Source organism: Rhizobium sp. OAE497, from assembly GCF_040546565.1.
In the GTDB taxonomy this organism is placed as follows: Bacteria; Pseudomonadota; Alphaproteobacteria; order Rhizobiales; family Rhizobiaceae; genus Rhizobium.
This window is the reverse complement of the sequence record NZ_JBEPOA010000003.1, coordinates 122,247-140,977: the sequence shown is the minus strand read 5'-3', so window position 1 is coordinate 140,977 and position 18,731 is coordinate 122,247. Positions and strand designations below refer to the sequence as shown.

General features: G+C 57.6%; 13 protein-coding genes and 3 pseudogenes. 2 read left to right on the top strand and 14 right to left on the bottom strand.

What is annotated here, in order from left to right; genetic code table 11:
* Positions 1 to 212 precede the first annotated feature (212 nt).
* Positions 213 to 560: pseudogene (locus ABIE40_RS27105) on the bottom strand (ATP-binding protein); the annotation flags it as partial.
* Positions 561 to 639: 79 nt separating this feature from the next.
* Here ABIE40_RS27105 and ABIE40_RS27100 point away from each other — a divergent pair.
* Positions 640 to 1,053 (top strand): type II toxin-antitoxin system VapC family toxin, encoded by a 414-nt coding sequence (locus tag ABIE40_RS27100; protein ID WP_199629974.1) that lies wholly within the window; start codon positions 640 to 642, stop codon positions 1,051 to 1,053.
* Between the two features lie 616 nt (positions 1,054 to 1,669).
* Here ABIE40_RS27100 and ABIE40_RS27095 read toward each other — a convergent pair.
* A complete protein-coding gene (locus tag ABIE40_RS27095) occupies positions 1,670 to 2,866 on the bottom strand; it encodes an IS256 family transposase (RefSeq protein WP_199629973.1) in 1,197 nt (398 codons plus the stop codon).
* Positions 2,867 to 2,879: 13 nt separating this feature from the next.
* Here ABIE40_RS27095 and ABIE40_RS27090 point away from each other — a divergent pair.
* Positions 2,880 to 4,069, top strand: a protein-coding gene (locus ABIE40_RS27090) for an IS3 family transposase (protein ID WP_199630049.1) whose coding sequence is annotated in 2 segments (ribosomal slippage) — positions 2,880 to 3,132 and positions 3,132 to 4,069 — 1,191 coding nt in all. Because the reading frame shifts where the segments join, the coding sequence is not laid out codon by codon here.
* Positions 4,070 to 4,373: 304 nt separating this feature from the next.
* Here ABIE40_RS27090 and ABIE40_RS27085 read toward each other — a convergent pair.
* From ABIE40_RS27085 to ABIE40_RS27030, 12 genes and pseudogenes are all read right to left on the bottom strand, one after another.
* On the bottom strand, positions 4,374 to 5,918 hold the full coding sequence (locus tag ABIE40_RS27085; RefSeq protein ID WP_199630037.1) for a Fic family protein: 1,545 nt from the start codon (positions 5,916 to 5,918) through the stop codon (positions 4,374 to 4,376).
* A 708-nt stretch (positions 5,919 to 6,626) separates the two neighbouring features.
* Entirely contained in the window at positions 6,627 to 7,442 is an 816-nt protein-coding gene (locus ABIE40_RS27080; RefSeq protein ID WP_199630036.1) for a nucleotidyl transferase AbiEii/AbiGii toxin family protein, read from the bottom strand.
* Positions 7,442 to 7,783, bottom strand: a complete 342-nt coding sequence (locus ABIE40_RS27075; RefSeq protein WP_025555477.1) for a hypothetical protein — start codon at positions 7,781 to 7,783, stop codon at positions 7,442 to 7,444. The genes ABIE40_RS27080 and ABIE40_RS27075 overlap by 1 nt, the downstream gene beginning before the upstream one ends.
* A gap of 419 nt (positions 7,784 to 8,202) precedes the next feature.
* Positions 8,203 to 8,376: pseudogene (locus ABIE40_RS27070) on the bottom strand (helix-turn-helix domain-containing protein); the annotation flags it as partial.
* Between the two features lie 178 nt (positions 8,377 to 8,554).
* Positions 8,555 to 9,565, bottom strand: a complete 1,011-nt coding sequence (locus tag ABIE40_RS27065; protein WP_199630035.1) for an IS30 family transposase — start codon at positions 9,563 to 9,565, stop codon at positions 8,555 to 8,557.
* A 246-nt stretch (positions 9,566 to 9,811) separates the two neighbouring features.
* Positions 9,812 to 11,184 (bottom strand): annotated as a pseudogene (locus ABIE40_RS27060) (ISNCY family transposase).
* Positions 11,185 to 11,532: 348 nt separating this feature from the next.
* The gene (locus tag ABIE40_RS27055; protein ID WP_130279499.1) at positions 11,533 to 12,018 is read right to left on the bottom strand and encodes a transposase; all 486 of its coding nucleotides are present in this window, start codon (positions 12,016 to 12,018) and stop codon (positions 11,533 to 11,535) included.
* 1 nt (position 12,019) lies between these two features.
* A complete protein-coding gene (locus tag ABIE40_RS27050; RefSeq protein WP_165402641.1) occupies positions 12,020 to 12,418 on the bottom strand; it encodes a hypothetical protein in 399 nt (132 codons plus the stop codon).
* A gap of 494 nt (positions 12,419 to 12,912) precedes the next feature.
* Positions 12,913 to 13,683, bottom strand: coding sequence for an alpha/beta fold hydrolase (locus tag ABIE40_RS27045; protein ID WP_199629664.1), 771 nt, complete (start codon positions 13,681 to 13,683; stop codon positions 12,913 to 12,915).
* A gap of 236 nt (positions 13,684 to 13,919) precedes the next feature.
* Positions 13,920 to 14,993, bottom strand: coding sequence for a lipocalin-like domain-containing protein (locus ABIE40_RS27040; RefSeq protein WP_130279502.1), 1,074 nt, complete (start codon positions 14,991 to 14,993; stop codon positions 13,920 to 13,922).
* The gene (locus ABIE40_RS27035) at positions 14,983 to 17,391 is read right to left on the bottom strand and encodes an ABC transporter permease (RefSeq protein WP_199629665.1); all 2,409 of its coding nucleotides are present in this window, start codon (positions 17,389 to 17,391) and stop codon (positions 14,983 to 14,985) included. The genes ABIE40_RS27040 and ABIE40_RS27035 overlap by 11 nt, the downstream gene beginning before the upstream one ends.
* Positions 17,388 to 18,047, bottom strand: coding sequence for an ABC transporter ATP-binding protein (locus ABIE40_RS27030; RefSeq protein WP_112716129.1), 660 nt, complete (start codon positions 18,045 to 18,047; stop codon positions 17,388 to 17,390). Before ABIE40_RS27030 ends, ABIE40_RS27035 begins: the two co-directional genes overlap by 4 nt.
* Positions 18,048 to 18,731 lie beyond the last annotated feature (684 nt).

The window sequence follows — 18,731 nt, the reverse complement described above, 5'->3', positions numbered from 1 at the left end:
CGTGAAAACAAACAGATAGAACTCCGAAAACGGAACAACAGGCTTCCGCCTTCGCGGGGACACGAGAAGCAACGAACGATTGTCAACGGCGGAGTAAAAACCGGCTAAGGGGCGGAGCAAAAGTCGGCCACTCTTGCGCTGGCCTGAGACCGCCAGGAGGGCGTAGCCCGAGCGAGGGTCTCAGGCCGCGCGGCGATTTTTTGAAGGGAGTTTTAGCTTGCCTTTTTGGCGCGGCTCTGGGCGAGACGGTAGCTGTCACCGTTCATCTCGAGAATGTTGACGTGGTGGGTGATGCGGTCGAGCAGTGCGCCGGTGAGGCGCTCTGATCCCAGAGTTTCCGTCCATTCGTCGAAGGGCAGATTGCTGGTGATCAGTGTCGCGCCTCGTTCGTATCGTTGCGAGATCAGCTCGAACAGCAACTCCGCACCGGTCTTGGAGAGCGGTACGAAGCCCAGCTCGCCGATGATCAGTAGCTTGTAAGATGCCATCTGCTTCTGGAACCGGAGCAGACGCCGCTCGTCACGTGCTTCCATCACGTCGCTGACCAGGGCGGCGGCCGTCATGGGCCGGTAAGTCCGAACGGCTTCTCTCCATCGACGAAATGAACGAGATCGGCGCTGCGGGCTGGAGCGGCGAACCGTGAAAGTCATTGCAGACACTAACGTTCTGGCTCGCGCGGTCTTGCAGGATGACCCGCAACAGGGGCAAGCGGCCGCGGCTATGCTTGAACGTGCTTCGCTCATCGCAATCTCGTTGCCAACCTTATGCGAATTCGTGTGGGTGCTCCGGCGCGGTGCCAAGCTCTCAAAAGAAGATGTGGCACTGTCGATCCGCGACCTGCTGGATGCCGGAACCGTTTCGATGAACCGACCTGCAGTGGAAGCCGGACTGGCAGTGCTCGAAGCTGGTGGCGACTTCGCAGACGGCGTCATCGCACATGATGGAGCATGGTTGGGAGGAGAGACCTTTGTATCGTTCGACCGGAAGGCGGTTGAACTCGTCAGCCTGTTGGGCCAGCCGGCTACGCTGATCACGCAGTCTGATGCTGCATGATTTTTGAAGAAATTCAGGCGACTGCAAAGCTGCACACGATAGCGGCGGAGTAGTCGTTAACGCCCGTCAAAACTCCAACCGAAGAAGAGAAGTCCTAAATGCGGGCGTTTTGTCCTCTCGCTTTCTGTGGATAACGGTAACAACTCCCGTTCGCACCGATCTCAATAGGAATGTGGTTGCGGAAACCGTCGATGTTTTGTTCGATGGCCTGGCGCCTTTCTAGACCTCGTGGCGTCAGAACAGGGCGCTCTGATCGAGAGGTTGGGGTGCCCTTTCCAACATCAGATTGATCGACACTGGGTTCAGCGAGGCACCTACGCTCAGTCGCCGCGCTTAACGAAGCCGGAGTCACGCTTGATGTCGCTATCTATGTGAACATTTATCGAGAACGCAGATCTGCGGCAGCGTGCTCTCGCAGAGATGGCGAACCCGTTTCAAAGAACTAAGCAGTTGTCGATGATGGCGGGGATGCAAGCTCGAGCGACGATGCTACCGCTAGCGCAAAGAGCGATGGCAATACTGAATCTGATGGCGATAGTGTGCGAAATCGATCGTGTCCCATGGATTGGTGTAGCTTCGGCGGTCGCCGTGCCTTCCGGACAGAACCGGGAATTATTCAGCTTGCGGCAGGCAGGCTGATGAGCGGATCATCGCTCATCGTGGCGATTGTCTCAAGTGTCATGTAGCGGGATCGCTGAACGGCCCACTCGTCATTCTGCTCCAGCAGCAATGCGCCGACCAGCCTGACGATGGCGTCGTCGTTGGGGAAGATACCGACGACCTCAGTGCGTCGCTTGATCTCGCCGTTGAGACGTTCGATTGGATTTGTCGAATGAAGCTTTGCCCAGTGCTGCTTGGGAAAGGTCATGTAGGCTAGCACATCCTGTTCGGCACTATCCATCAGCGTGGCGAGTTTCGGCACCTTCGGCCTGATCTGGTCTGCTACATTGCGCCATTGGGTGCTTGCCGCGTCCGGGGTGTCCTGGGCGAAGGCCGTGGCGATGAAGGCGGAGACGACACGCCTTCCGCTCTTTCCCGCATGGGCCAGCGCATTGCGCATGAAGTGAACTCTGCACCTCTGCCAGGTGGCGGAGAGCACCTTCGATACGGCGGCCTTGATGCCCTCATGCGCATCGGAAACGACGAGCTTGACGCCGCGCAGGCCCCGTCTGGTCAGCTTTCGCAGAAACTCGGTCCAGATCGCCTCGGCCTCGGAAGTGCCAATCTCCATGCCGAGCACCTCGCGCCGACCATCAGTGTTGACGCCTACGGCGATGATGACCGCGACAGAGACGATACGACCGCCGCGACGAACCTTCAGGTAGGTGGCATCGATCCAGAGGTATGGCCACTCGCCCTCGATGGGACGGTCGAGGAAGGCCTTCACCTTCTCGTCGATCTCCTCGCAGAGCCGGGATACCTGGCTTTTGGAGATGCCGCTCATGCCCATGGCCTTGACGAGATCATCGACGGATCGGGTCGAAACGCCTTGGATGTAAGCCTCCTGAATGACCGCAGTCAGGGCCTTCTCAGCCATCCGGCGCGGCTCCAGGAAACTCGGGAAGTAGCTGCCTGTACGAAGCTTGGGAATGCGCAGCTCGAGGGTTCCTGCACGTGTCTCCCAGTCTCGATCGCGGTAGCCGTTGCGCTGGGCAAGTCGGAAGCCGTTCTTCTCGCCGTAGCCCGCGCCGGTCTTCGTCCCGACCTCCAGCGCCATCAGCTTCTCGGCAGCAAAGCCGATCATCTCGCGCAGCAAATCGGCATTGACCTGCCACTGAGAATTTCCTCCAGAATGGATTAGAGTTCGGCCCATTGAGGACGGACTTATGAAGAAGCAGCGATTTACGGAAGAGCAGATCATTGCAGTGTTGAAGGAGCAGGAAGCCGGAGCGAAAGCGGCTGATCTTTGCCGTAGGCACGGGATTTCCGAGGCGACCTTTTATAACTGGAAAGCCAAATATGGCGGCATGGAAGTGTCTGAGGCCAAGCGTCTCAAGGCTCTGGAGGACGAGAATGCCAAGCTGAAGAAGCTGCTTGCCGAACAGATGCTGGATACAGCCGCACTCCGCGAGCTTCTTTCAAAAAAATGGTAGGGCCTGCCGCCAAGCGTGACGCTGTCGCGCACCTGAAGGCCATCATGGGTCTTTCGGAACGGCGGGCCTGCCAGATCATATCCGCAGATCGAAAGACGATCCGTTATCGATCCTCTCGGCCGCCTGAGGTCGAGTTGCGAGCGAAGCTGCGCGATCTAGCCAACGAGCGACGACGGTTCGGCTACCGACGGCTGTTCATTCTGCTCCGGCGAGACGGAGAGCCTTCCGGGGTCAATCGCATCTATCGGCTCTATCGCGAGGAAGGTCTTTCCGTGCGCAAACGGAAAGCCAGGCGGCGTGCCGTCGGCACGCGTGCGCCGATCCTCGTCGAAGCAAAGGCCAATGCCCGCTGGTCTCTGGATTTCGTCCACGATCAATTCGCCTGCGGCAGGCGCTTCCGCATCCTCAATGTAGTCGACGATGTCACGCGCGAATGCCTGGCGGCGATCCCGGACACATCGATATCAGGTCGCCGTGTCGCGCGAGAACTGACGACGCTTATCGAGCGACGAGGTAAGCCTGGCATGATTGTCTCAGACAACGGGACCGAACTGACCTCGAATGCCATCCTTGCTTGGTCGAAGGATCACAAGGTCGAGTGGCACTACATCGCGCCGGGAAGACCGATGCAAAATGGCTATGTCGAGAGCTTCAACGGCCGCATGCGCGACGAGCTGCTCAACGAGAGCCTGTTCTTCGGGCTCGATCATGCCCGCAGCGCCATCGCAGAATGGGCCGACGATTATAACAATTTCCGGCCGCACTCATCGCTCGGATACCAAACCCCGGCGGACTATGCCGGGATCATCGCCGCAACCGGCTCCAACGCTACGCAATATGGAAGCTTCGCGTTTCCGCCGGTTGCTAACACACCGCCATTTGGCGTATCAAAAACCGCCGAGGCTCTAATCGCAGCCGGATGAAACTTCAGTGGCAGGTCAGCATCAGCACTCTTCTCAACGAGCGAGCGCAGGTTCATCATGTCGTCGGTCATCGGTGGTGTCCCTCAGGTTGGCTCTAAGCAACCCGACCCTACCGGAAATCACTGGTGACTACCGCTACGCCGCCCGCTCCCTACGGCACATTGGAGAGTGCGCTCGCGAGCGGCTTCGCTATCAACCAGCTACACCACGCGGCGGGACACGATCGCGAAATCCTGCGCAGATCGATGGAAAGAGCCCAGATCGGCTTGATTGGGTCGCCAGCTGGCTCCATGCATTTGAGCCATCATTGGGCAGGTTGATCGAATGAGCCGGCGTAAAGCGCCTCGATCTGCTCGACCTCCGTATCGTTGAGTGCAGCGAATTCCCTTGTGCGGGCCCTCTGCGACAAGCGACCCCCATTCTGGTCAAGAAATTTGTGCAGCAACTCGGCTTGGGCCATAGGCATGTCGACGACCTGCTGAACACCGGCCGCGAAAAGATCGAAGGCTTGGAGGAAACGGACTTCCTCGGGCAAATCATGTTCCACGGTCTGTTCTACGCAGCCGTAAAGGAAGGCGGCATGCTCTGTCGCGTCGAAATACCGGTAGAACGAAGAGGTGTCGTTCAGCACTTCGACGTTGCCAGCAGCAGTGGGTCGCCATTCGATGTAAGGCAACAAAGGCGCAGACCGGGATTCCAGCACAGCCCTATACTGGTCTATGTTTCGCAGGATTGCCGCGCTGACGGGAAACACGAGACCAGGCGGGCTATAGGATGCTGTCGCGAGAGCATGATGAATCAGCCAGCGATGAAGGCGGCCGTTGCCATCGACATACGGATGGATGTAGACGAAGCCAAACGCCAGGCAAGCTGCAGCCACGACAGGATCCATCGCTCCTCGTGTCGCGCGATCGGAATAGGCGATGAGACCGCTAATCAAGCTTCCGAGGTCCTCATGTCGGGCGCTGATGTGATCGGGAATGGGCATGCTCGTGTCACGGTCATGAACCCCGATGAAACCGCCCTCATCTCGGAGCCCGAGACGCACGAAACGAGCATCGCCGATGACGATCCGCTGAAGACGATCGAGCTCCTCGACACTGAGCGGTCTCACGCCCGCCTGCGAAATGGCCTGCCCCCAACGCGCCGCTCTTTGCCCTGACGGCTTCTCACCTTCAATAGCAAATGAGGACTTTGAATCGTTGAGCAGGATGAATGCTGCGGCGCGCGCTATCAGATCGGGGCGGATCCGGCCCATCGCCTCGCGCGCCCTCGCGCCAAGTGCCTTCTGCGAGAACGCAACAAGAGACTCTGTTTTTCGAACGAGCGGACAGAAATTTGCAGTGCCGGGAAGGTTGTTCAAGACCTTGTGCCGAGGCGAGGGATCGCCCTCCGCGAGACCATACTGCTGATCCGCGTTGAGAACCGGGACCATGCGCACTTTGCCGGGATCTGGAACATCGAGCTGGTTGCCCGTCAGCCATTCGTACAGAAACCAGATCCGTCGTGCGAAGGCGCCGGTTGGAGTCATCCGGATAATCGCCTCGATCGCCTCAGGGTGAACTGCTCGAAAAAGTGCAGCTAATACCTGCAGGTCGATGCCTTCATATTTGAAGGCAAAGACCAGATGAGAGACAAGGGACGGCTCTGGACGATGGCGAGGCGTGAGCATGAGCCACGCTTCGGTCGATCTCGGGTGGTGCCGCTCCGAGATCGCGGCCATCCGCGACGGCGGGGGTATGACTAGGTCAAATGCTGCAATGATCGCGGCATATCCTGCCGGCTCGCCTCGCTCAGGCAGGGTTCTTCCGTGAAAGTCAATCACGCCCTGCGCAGGCCATTCACCCATAGGTCATCTCGCGAAATTGGGTCACCGGATCTAGCCCCCGTTGCGAGAAGCCGTCACCGTTAGCGAAAACCTATCACCTTTCGTCAAAACTGTGAAATACATTCACGTAGGGATTCGATCATTGATGTCATCGGCCTGTTAGTGAGTTCGATCCAGAGTTGATTCTCAATGGAGATATCAGCCAAGCGGGTCACTCATTGGCAATAAACACCGCCTGATCTCCTCGGCCTCATCGTTGCCCTTACCGATGCGGCCGGCGCCACGGTCGAGGCCACCGGCTACTCCGCCTACGGCGAGCGACGACATTGTTCGCGACGGCGCTTTTGCCTGTCTCTGTTGTGGGCGCTCGCGATCCTTTCTCGATGACGACGGTTGCGGCATCTGCGGCGAGTGCCTCGCGCCGTAGTGCGTGGAACTTCTTGATTTGACGCCCAAGTTGGCTCAGACCATGGGTTCGATACAAAATCGAAGGGGCAAGCTATGAAACTATGATTGAACTTGACGGCGAAATCCTCATGTGAGCTTTCTCAGTAGCAATTGTTCCGTCTCCGGCTGATACTCGCTTCTATCTGAATTGTGCGGGTAGGGATCAAAGCTGCACGATGCTTCCGGAAATCAAACTGCAGGGTGACGTCAATGTCGCCGCGCTGTCACCACTCGTTCGCGGCATGCTTCTGAGGAGAACACCCTGCCCACTCGTGCGCTAGGTTAGGCTAGATTCCCCCAGCGACTGCCCGCTTCAGGCAAATCTGGTATCACTTCAGGCTCGGAAGTCGCTTTTCGATACCCGACCCCAGGGGCGCTAAGGTCATAGACCTCCAACGGAACGCCGGAAATGTCTATGGCCAAAATCCCTACGAGTTCTGGGGGCGCATTGCGCAGGTAGTTCTCTGCGTGATCAAGAGCAATAATAAGCTCGTCGCGGATCATTGCGGCAGTCCAATCAGAAGGTAGGCCGCGAACCGTCGTGTAGTCCTCATTCGTGACGGACAACGCTTTACGACGAATCTCATCAACGATACGCAGTGGCGAGAAGTAGGGAGGCTTACCTGCTGCGGCCATAATTACTGGCCCCAACGGGCACATGTGGTTTTCGATCATCAGCAGATCGACATAGTCCCGAGCCTTCGTCCGCGTAGACGCGGCAATCACCTTGTTCACTGCAAGATCGGACGGGTGTAGGCGCGATCCCCACTCATCATCCCTGACCAGTGGGAAGAAGCGTGTCCGGGTCTCGCTCATCCATTGAACAAGGGTGCGTTCTCCGTCGCGAATTACACTTGCCTCAACGCAACCGTAAACGTTGACTTCAATCGATACTTTGAAACCGTCAGCCTCTAATTTCGCGATATCAGTATCCGCCGAGACACCAATTTCCTCGTCGGTATCATGAAAGATGTCAATGTCATCGGACATCCGTGGCCAATCCATGTTCAAAACCAAGCCGCCAGCAACGTAACTGGTGTCAGACCTGTTTCCGGCGATGGAGGCCATGATTTCTTTCTGGATCAGCGTTAGTGCCATCAGCGCCCGTCTCCTAGCTGAACGACCATTCTTCGTCCCATCGCATAAGCCCTCGCATCGCCGCGCTCCATAAGGGCATTGGCGACAACTCGCACCTTCTGCGGTAAATCATTCAGCTTTTCGATGTCGATGTTATCGAAAACTCTTAGCCCATACCTCTCGGTCGCAATCCTGATAAATTCCGCAAGACGACTCTTTTCATCCCGATGCGCAGAGCGCAATTCAGCCGCTGCACTCACGATCTCATCTCTACGTGCTTTGGGAACGAGAACCTCCACCCTCACGAGATCAGACGCTCCTCCAGTCTCCCGGTACTTCTTGATGCGTTCTTTTGCAGACATGGTTACAACTCCTACATGCGGACAATATAGGCGTATCCCGGATACTCATCAAGTATCTATGTTTGTGGTGAAAAGCGCAAATTATCAGTCCGAGTTCACCAGCCTGAACCTATCACAACAAAACCCATCGACTCCTAGGTGCCGCGCCGGCATGGTCTGTGACGTTCTGAATCATACGAATACACGCTGATCCGAGAGTTTACCGCCACAGAGACAGGTGGCAGTTGCTGCCTAATTCTGTGATAATCCATGTCGTAGAAATTCCCTTTCAATTTGTTGACGGTGTTGCTGCGAATCGCATTGGCCAATAGCTTCGCCATGTCCAACTGCCCTTGGAATCGGCGCTTGCTTGGCAGACGATAACGGTTCGTGGGATAGCAATAGCCTAGGGCCGCCAAGCGGAGGTATAGCCATATTTCGACCATACCGGCCGGACCATCCCGGTAATAGGCCTGCAGCAGCCGATGGACCTGGCTTCGACTGAGGTCGAGCCGTTCGGCAGCCTGGACAACGGTCAGGCGTTCGTCACGGATCTTCTGGATAAGCTCAAGGCGATGCAATTCTTTCTGCGACATGGTGATCATAAAGGACATGACGACTCCAACCGCTCATGGTCTCGACCAGGCTGATAGTCGTCATCCTTGCTCCCAACGTTGGCTTTGACCAGTGCGTCGAGAGGCGAGACTGTCGCATCTCTAACTGGCCCAACTGTCGCATTACTAAATAGCCGCGTGAGTTCATGCTGAACCGCGACTTGCGGGCTGGTCCAAACTAACCAGCATAACGAATCTGCGCGAGCAGTTTCTTTCGAAAGACCTCTGCTGGCGTTCGATAGCCAAGGCATTTGCGTGGCGTAGTGTTCAGCCGATTGCAGATCTCGATCAGGTCGGCATCGCTGACGGAGAGCGGATCGACCTCCCTCGGTAGCCATTTGCGGGCTCGTCTGTTAGTATTTTCGACCGTACCTTTTTGCCATGGCGATTGTGGATCGCAGAACCAGGTTTGGGTACCTATGCTCGCCTGGAGGTAAGGCCAGTCGGTGAACTCCGTGCCGCGATCAAAAGTGATGGAGCGACGTGCGAGATGGGGCAGGGCTCGCAGTGCCTGGACGAGGCCGTCCATGACCGGCCGGGATTGCCGATCATTGTTACGCAGGAAGATCGCAAAGCGGCTCACTCGCTCGACAAGCGACGTCACATTGGCTTTCCCGAACTTCTTGCGGAACTGAATGAGATCGCATTCCCAGTGCCCGAATTGCTTTCGATCAGCAACCGCGTCGGGGCGGCGCAGAATGTTGAGCTCCGGGCTAAACCGTTGACCGTGTTTGCGTCTGGCGTGACGCGGTCTACGCCGGGCCCGGTGTTCGGGCAAATGTCGCCACAACTTTATCGACTGACCATCGGCGGAATACGCGAACTTGTAGATCGTTTCGTGGCTCACCGAGACAGGATGTCGCTCTAGCCGCATTCGGCCGGCGATCTGCTGCGGCGACCAGCCATGCATGATCCGGTCGATGACGGACTGCCTGACATTAGAAAAGCGCGATAGCTTCCGCAATTTAGCGCGCCGTTCGCACGCCATGCCATGCGCCGTAACACAGTAATAGCCGTTCAGATCCGGGACGACTTCATCGATGAACATGTTACGCCGGATTTCACGGAAAATCGTCGAGCGATGGCGCCCAAGCTTCTCGGCGATGACGCCAACAGTCAGGCCCGCCATGCGCCAGCGGGCGATCTTGCGTCGTTCATCCATGTCGATGTGGGAGTAGGTGCGTTTCATTGCAGCTTCCTTGCGAGTGACAACCCATTGGTATCATTCGCAAGTCGCACTTCATTCTTGAACCCACCCTGGCTACATCCAATGTGGCGGGAGAGTTGGAATGTCCGGCGGTTTGCAAGGTAGAAATGTCCGCGTGGTCATCACACGGCACAACGGTCAGCCCCGATCTGAGCGGTTGATCCCGGTTGCAAGATCAGATCGGGGCGGGTGGTAAATACACCTCTTCGGCTTTAGCTTTGACACGCCTCACTCCGCAGCCTGCTGTCGCGACAGTGCTTTCTGGCGCCGTGCGATCACTGCCGGATCGTTCATGAAATCCTTCCGCCGGCCAGGTCCGCGAGCCCGTTTGACGTAGCCATTCTTGTCACTGCTGCTCTTCACCTTCGGCTTGTCCTGCTGCTCCTGGCGCTCCTTGATATAGGCCAGAACATCACCCAACCGCTTGTTCTCGGTGATCGCGGCATGCGTCACCCGCTGGTCCTTGTCGAACACCGTGTAGGGCAGGGAGTAGCCTTTCCACCGCACATCCAGACGACCGTCGGCATAGGCATAGGTCTCGACATAGCGCCCCACCAGCCCACGCGTCACATCGGTCTCCTCCAGCATGATCCGCTGGCGCTCGAACGAAAACGTCAGCTGCGATCCAACATAGCGCTGCTCGCGTTTGCACAGGATCTCCGTCAACCGATCTGGCGCCAGATTCAGCGGCCGATGCAGATCATCAGACCGGGCAGGGGTAACCGCAAAACGCGCATTGTAGTCCTCCATGAAGTCCGGCAAAAACGCGTTGCCGGCCTCCATGCTGTCGATGCCGCAAAGCCTGAGCTCCTTGACCAGGCGGTCCTGCAGCGTCCGGTTCATGCGTTCGACACGACCCTTGGCCTGGCTCGAATTTGCGCATAGAATCTCGATGTTTAACTCGCAAAGTGCACGCCCGAACTGGGTCATGCCCTGGCCACCTTTGGCATCCTTCTTCGCCACCCGGAACACCGAATGCTTGTCCGAATAAAAGGCAATCGGCGCGCCGTGACGGTGGAGATAGAGTTCCAGCGCCTCGAAGTAGGTGAAGGCACTTTCCGAGCGCACGAAACGCAGCTGCATCAGCCTGCCGGTCGCATCGTCGACAAACACCAGCAGCGAGCAAGGCGGCCCGCGATCCTCGAACCAGCGATGCTCCGATCCGTCGATCTGCACCAACTCGCCATAAGCCTCGCGTCGAAGCCGCGGCTGGTGAAACGTCCGGCGCTGCTTGCGCGACAGCCACAGTCCGGCCTCGGACATCCAACCGCGCACCGTCTCGCGTGACACCCGCAAGCCATCGCGCTCAGCCAACTTCTCCGTCGCCAACGTCGGGCCGAAATCCGCATAACGTTCGCGAATCAGCGTCACCGCATAATCGCGAACCCCGTCGCTGATCCGATTGTTCGATGGTCGGCCGATCGCCTTGTGTCGGATCGACGCCGCGCCGCCAGTTCGCATCCGCTCCAAAAGCCGACGCACCTGGCGCTCACTCACGGCAAGAACGTGTGCCGCTGACACCGTAGTCATCCGGCCAGCGGCCACCTTCGATAAATCTCAATCCGCTGCAGATCGCGCTCGCTCATCGCTATCAATCCCATCTGCAATCTCCCACGCATCCTTCAGACCCGGGGAGTGTGACATTCCAACTTTGCAGAAACAGGACATTCTAACTTTGTGGCTACATCCAAAGATCGCATAATCTATCTTATGGAACTTTGTGTACGGCTCAAGGACGCGCTACAATTATAGGATATAAGCCCTAGCTCAAAAACGGCACCTGTCGACCTCTTCGAACCGAACCAGCGCTTCTTTCTTGCAGGCGGCTCCCAAAAACTCCTGAAGACATCAGGAGACCGACATGACGATCCCGCACCCTTACAGATACCCCGCCGCTGTCGATTTGCGCTGAGAGTTGGCTCTGACGCACTTTTGCTGATGTGCAGCCCCTACGACGCGCCTATCAACCGCGCCTGCAGCAGATCGAGTTTTGCTCTTCCGTACATCTGGCGCTTGATGAGCATCAAGCGTGTGATCTGACCTTCTGTTTGGCCGTTCGACCGAGGTGAGATAATTGCATTTCTGACGGCATCGAGGTCCTTTCCAATGCCCGCGGCAAACGATCCGACCAAGCTGCTCCTGGCAGCTTCCAGCCATTCGTCCAGCTTACGCGCAGTCTTCGAGCGGATCATGGACTGGAAGTCCCCGATGACCGTGCGGGCAACCACAAGGTCCGGGACGTTCACTTCGATCGCCGCGACGAGGATCGCTTCGGACTTTGCAAGGTCATCGCGCGCGGTGGTCATGAGCCGAGCGATGACACGTGCCGATGGCGTTCTGGCGAGCCCGCTCTGATTAGCCTTTTCCGCAAGACGACGGCGTTGAGCCCATTTCGATACGACGCCACTCTGTCCCGTAAAGCCCTTCGTCTTCAGTTCACGCCAGAGTGCCGAAGCGCGTTACGTGCCCCTTCTTCTCAGCGGTTGTGAGCCAAGGCAGCCAGCGATCCAGAGAGCTGGGCCGTGTTCGGAATACGTCGAGACGCTGCCCCCTTGAAACGCGAAAGAGCTTTCGGCTATGGGCGGTTTGCCGCACAATCTGCCGAATTGATGTTCCATTCTTCGACAGCTCACGAACCGCCTCGTTCGTTTCCTGGCGGCGTAGATACCCTTCATACTGCAGCTTTTCAGCGTATGTCAGAAGCTTGGGAGCAACAACATTGCTGCCGACCGCCTGCCTGATCTGTCGCATCGTCTTGCTGACTGTATCGAGGAAGGCTCGACTGGAATTTTCCATTAGATGCCAGCGATCAGCAACCTGCTCAGCATTGGGCAATGCGTTCGCTATGGCCTCGGCAACGGTATGCGCAACCCATTATTGAAACTAGCGTTAAATTCGAGCGGCCGTCCAAGCCTTGCCGTGCCAGGATCGCGTATCCTTCTGGTATCTCGTCCCTCCTGGGCTATCACCGGCGTTTTCCCCGTCCGGTCCAGAACCTCGATCGCCATTGCAATCCGTGGATCATCCAGCGGCCGCAGCTCGGCGGAATCCGCCCAATAAAGGTGGATCGATCATTCGCCTGTCTCGAAGGTGCCAGGCACCGTGACAGGAGCAAGCGCATCCTTGAGCGCACTGTCGTCACCGTAACGTCCATTACGACGGACGGATTTCCGAAGTAGGGAGGCGCGACGGGTGACGCCCTGCCCCGACCACCCGCGCTATAGTGTTTCCCCAAGTCGTGCGCCGAACCCAAAAGCCCGGGCCGCCGGCCTCCGTTGAAGAAATCCTGTTGAGCTGAAAGCGGCTGCCTGAGCAGCCGCCAATAACAATCACTTACCAGCGGCTGCGTCTTCGATGACTTTCGCTACCTTCTCAGGGTGGGAGACCATTACGACATGGGACGCGCCCTTCACCACGACCGTCTCTTTGGAGTGAGCTCGTTCTGCCATCCAGCCCAGCGCCTCAGGTGGGATGTTCTTGTCCGCGTCACCGTATACAAACCAGGAGGGGACCGTCTGCCAGCTTGCGACAGTCGAAGCCTCGCCGAGTGCCTTGTCGGCGATCGGTCGCTGGGTAGCAGCCATCAGTTTACCTTCACTTGCCGAGACATCAGCGGCAAACTGGTCGTGAAACTTATCCTGCTGGATGTGGAGATCTTTCGATCCATCATCCAGGGAAACGGGCTCTGCGAGTGTCGGTGCCAGCGTGCTACCGGGGAACTTCCCCGAAAGAGCGAGTGCTGTTTCGCCAACGTCAGGCGCAAATGCGGCGACGAAGACCAATGACTTCACGTTTGAGCTGCCCTTGGCTGCCTCGTTGATGACCGACCCACCGTATGAGTGGCCTACGAGAACCACGTTGGTCTTAAGGCCTGCCAGTACCTTGCGGACGTAATCGCCGTCGCCCTTCACGCTTCTCAACGGATTGGCGACTGCAACAACGGGATACCCGTCCTTCTCCAACCGAGTGATCACTCCATTCCAGCTAGAGGCGTCAGCAAACGCTCCGTGGACTAGCACCACCGTGGGCTTATCTGCAGCATGGGCACCAAACGCCAAGCCAACGGTCAATGCTGCTGCGGTGAAAACTTCTTTGAACATGGTCACTCTCCTATTTTATTGTGCACAATCTATTTACGCGCAATCGTTTGTTTTGCAAGTGTCGCATACGGCGATCACTCGGATTTGAACAGCTCGCGACTATCTGGCGCGCCCCGGGCATCGAGAACCCGACCTACTGCAGCCGTTTCCCAAAACACAACGTACCCTCAGGGGGCATCCGCCGGTCTATCGCCATTATTGGCTCGACACTGGCCGTTACGGACCTCGCTGACCGCCTACTCGTACCCTGTCATCTCGAGATAACCTACGCCTGTGGTATAGCCTTCAAAAAAGATAGGGCCTTCCCAGTACGGCGTGGACGTAGCCATCCAAGATTGATCGTTCACCGGCTGAGTTTGAACATCAAGCGATTTCGACGGGACCTCAATCCGCCAGGACACCGGGACCTGCTTCCCATCGACCGTCGCGGTCCGCAGTGGGGTGAGACGAACTTGGTCTCCGGTCAGCGGCAATGTGCGCCCATCAGGAGAGATCCAGTTTGCCGAGATAAACCCGTTCTTGTCATCGCGGAGACGAAAAGCCATCAGCTTCTCGCCGCTCGCCAAGTGCAGCGAGAACCAATCCCACCCCGTCTGGTTCGAAGCCAGCGGTTGCGAGGACCACTCCCTGTCAAGCCACGCATTGCCACTCACTGTGATAGGCTTCCCCGACACCTCTATTGTTCCGGAGACTTCATAGAACGGCTGAGAATAGTAGTAGCTCGCCTGGCCGCTTGCCGACTTCACCGAGAACCCGTTGTCGCCCTGGAGCACAAGCGGACCGTTTGCCTTGAGGTTCAAAGCGTAATTAAAGTCTGGCCCAGCGGCTTTTAGTGAGAGGTTTGCCAAAGGATCGGAGCTGGAATTGTCGACGGCGGACATTGTCCATTCGTCTATCCAGGCGCGGAAGGGCGCAGCCTTGACCCCCGCTTGGCCCACGCCGCCACGGCCGAGCCGCTCCGCGACGTATTGGTGGTCGGGCGTCGTGACAGCGGCATGTCCGATCCATATCTGAGGGTCAGCGAAGCCAGCCTTGCTTTCCGGGGCGAGTGCTGATCGGAAAAGTGTCCACTGCGCTCCGTATCGCTTGCCGTCCTGCCCCTTGAGATTGGCAGTGACGTACCACCATTCGATGCGATACTCCGGATGCGCCCCATGATCTCTCGGAAAAGATAGTTCATGGCCGCGCTCTGGAATAGCGAAGCCCTGGGCGTCCGATCCTAATCCAGCGAACCCTTGCCCTAGCGTTTCTCCCGCTGAACCCATCATGGCGGCGACCACCAAAATCAAAGCAGCTGCTCTACCGCTCATTGGCAAAAATCCTAAGCAGATCGGCCGGATTTATCGTCGCAAGGCGACGGACAGGAAGAAACACCGAAGCGAGCGCCGCAAGAAAGGCGATTGCACCAAGCAACAGCCAGTCCAGGGGGAATACGTACATCGGCAACCGCCATCCAAAGGCTTCAACATTCACAATTGCCAGCAACACCCACGCTAATACAAGACCGACGGGTATTGCCGCGATAAACGTAGCTAGCCACAGCGCCAACGTTCGGGCGACCTCATATAAAGCTAGATTACGCCGACGCACCCCCATCGCCCAGACGGGCGCAAGTTGGGGAAGCCGGATTGCGGAAAGGGTCAGGAGACTGGAGAACATGGCGAAACCGGCTACGGCCAAGGTGAGGAAGTTTAGCGCATCAGTAACCTTGAATGTCTGGTCGAAAATCGCTCGCGATTGCCTCTTCAACGCGGCTTGATCTACGACAGCAGTCTCCGGGAGGCCGAAGTCCTCGATCAATTGTCGCTTCAGATCACCCGATTTATTAGGAGAAACACGCACGCCATATCGGAGCTTGGCGACCTGCGGGTAATGAGCAGTCAAAGCGTCAATCCCGATGATGACCTGCCCGTTTGGGTTTCCATAGTCAGAGAAGACTCCGACGACTTTTGCATTCCAGCCGCCGGGCATGGCTAGTGCGTCACCTAATTTCGCCGCCCCGCCCCGCCACATCTGCTCGTTGACGAGGGCACCCTCACCTTTTGCGATCGTGTCCCAGACGCCAACCTGTGATGCGATCAGCGGCCAATGCTCGTGGTAGGTCGGGTCGTCCGCGACCCCAAAGACCTGAATCTGCTCCCCTGCAACATCGCCCTCAGTGCTCCAGATTGGCAGGACGGAGGTCGAGTGCGAGGGAAGCCAAGCCCGCAACCTCGCCGCTTCGTCTTCATCCTTGGCGGTGACGTAAAGCTCGGCGGCGAGACGTTGATCGAGCCACCCGGTAAACGTCAGCCGGAAACTGGAAACCATGGTGCCAACGCCGATGTTAGCCGACAGCGCCAGCAAAAGTGCCATCAAAGCCAGCGACAACCCGGGAAGTTGAATACGCGTGTCAGCCCAGAACCATTCGGTCATGGCGCTGCGTGACAAACGCTGCATGCCGATCAATACGGCTGCTAAAACTGACGGAAGCATGAGTGCTGCGCCCAGCAACAGGCACCCTAACACCGCGAAACCAGCCACCAGGCCCGATGCGGTCAGCGCTAAAGCGCCAGCAAGTGACAGAAGTATCCCCCCAACCCCTGCTTGGATCATCAGTCCTCGCGCAGACGCCCGTGCCCAAGCTCGCGGTTGCGCCGCGGCGAGAATTGGGAGCTTCCAGACCCTGTAGAGGCTTTGAGCGGAAGAAATCGCCGCCCCAGCAAGCGCTATACCCAGTCCAGCAAGCCACCACTCCGGGCGGATCGAGAGCGACCCGGAGACATTGGCCCCGTAAAGTCCTCGAAGGGTGGCCGCGACACCCGGCATGAGAATCGACGCAATCACGTAGCCCAGTATGACCCCGATCACGCCAGATGCCAGAGCGAGCATCGAAAGCTCAACAACGAGCATCGCTGTCAGTTGACGGAGAGAGATCCCAAGGGATCGCAACGTTCGAAATGTGCCGCGTCGTTGCTCGAACGTAAGACCTGTTGCCGAGTAGACGATGAAAAGACCGACGACAAAGGACAAGAAACCAAAAGCGGTTAGGTTCAGATGGAAACTATCAGTCAATCGCGCGACATCCGGTTGCTCCGCCGATCTGCGGACAACGAGCGCGGGTGAGAACTGGCCAAGGGAACTGGCAGCTAGACTTTGCTCCGGGGCAACAACGAGACGATCGATCCGACCGCGCTTGTCCAAGAGTCGATCTGCGACAGCGATGTCCACGAAGGCTGCGCCCTCCGGCACGTTCGCGTCAATCCGGACTTTCATATCCGTATTGCCACGGAGCTGTTCAGCTGTGGTGCTGGACACCAAAAGCTGCCCGCGCGGATCGAAGAAGCTCGTGAGCTCGCTTCCGCTCTCAATGGCGACCGTTTGGCTATCTCGGGGCATGGTCAAAGGGTCTATGCCGATTAACCGGATGCGGGCTGTCTCAAGGCGCACTATCCCTTCAATAACCGGCGAGACTTTGAGACCTGAGCGCCGAATCTTCCCATAGATCTCCGTGGAGATGCCGGTGCCGTCGTTAGCCACGATTTGCGCTAGCGCTCCCTGCTCTAAGACCGAAGCCGCCCGAGCATAACTTGCCCTTGCCTCGGTATTGATCGCTTGCACACCGGACCACAGTGCCGTTGCGAGCGCGATACCCATCACCAGCGTCAGGAGCTGCAAGGGTTTCCGACGCCAGTGGGACAGGAGGGCGCTGAAAGCTTGAACGCTCATTCGGCAATCTTCCCGCCTCGAAGGAGTACGGTACGATCCAGTCGAGCCGCTAAACGGGTCGAATGCGTGACAAGCAGCAGCGCCGATCCAGCGCTTCCCGCCAGATCAAGCATCAAATCAAGTACGGCGTCACCGGTTTGTTCGTCCAGATTGCCGGTCGGTTCATCGGCAAGGATAAGCCGAGGCTTGGCAGCGAGGGTTCGGCCTATCGCAACGCGCTGTTGTTGTCCTCCAGATAACTGTTCCGGGTATCGGGTAGTGTACTGCTCCAATCCCAGGGCCTCGATCAGCTTCCTTTCCCAGACGCTGTCGTGTCGCTTCGCCAGTTTCGCGTGGAAGGATATATTTGCAGCGACCGTCAAGGACGGAATGAGATTGAACTGCTGAAATACAAGGCCGACCTTGGTTCTTCGATATCGGGCCCGCTGGTCCTCGGAGAATGTGCTCAGATCGTCGCCGTCCATGACAACAGAGCCACTGTCTGCCCGATCGAGACCGCCTGCCAGATGAAGGAGCGTACTTTTGCCGCTTCCAGACTCTCCTGTAAGAGCGACGCTCTCACGGGCCGATACACTAAGGTTGATCCCTTTCAGGATCTCGATTGGCCCTTCAGTGGATGGGTATGATTTGCGAACGGCGTCAAGGGTGAGGATCATTGTTCGCTCTGGCCACTTTCGAGGAGAAGTCGATTTGACTGACCTATGCAGGAAGCGGCCTTTCCACAAGGCCGCAGCCGGTTGATTTCAAAGCGCTCGTCCTGTGGCGGTCCGAGGGCTCTGGTCTGGACGACCTGCAGCGAGGCTCACGCAGGAGGCGGCCATGCGCATGTCGCGGTACTCTCAAACATTTGCGAGCTCACAGGGTTCCACGGCCGGTGGTTCGATGCGCGTCCATAACCGGCCACTTGAAAGCAATGACTCGAATGCGCACATGAACAGAAAGAGAACTTCAATTGGGAGCCTTCTCATGTCAAACGGTGGGTCCATTTCGAAAACTGCTATCGACAACCTGGGGGCTATCGCGAGATTTCGCCGTCAGTACCGGTCAAATAGAGGTTGGCTCGTTGGCAACAGGCGGATCCCGTCAGGCGCCATCGCTGCACTCGAGCAGAAATCTCTCCTGAGGGAGGTTGCGTTCAACGGCGAACCGACTCTCATTTTGACTGAAGACGGGAAGCGGGTCCTTGCAGAACAATCGCGCCGATAGCGGAGTACGCGTTCGAGCAACTGACGATGGTGGGCTCGCGCATACACCCCAAACTTTCCATCGGCTTGAGCAATAGACCTACCCTGCACTGACCGATCCGAACCAGGCGCCGTCGTCACACTCTACTTCAAGCC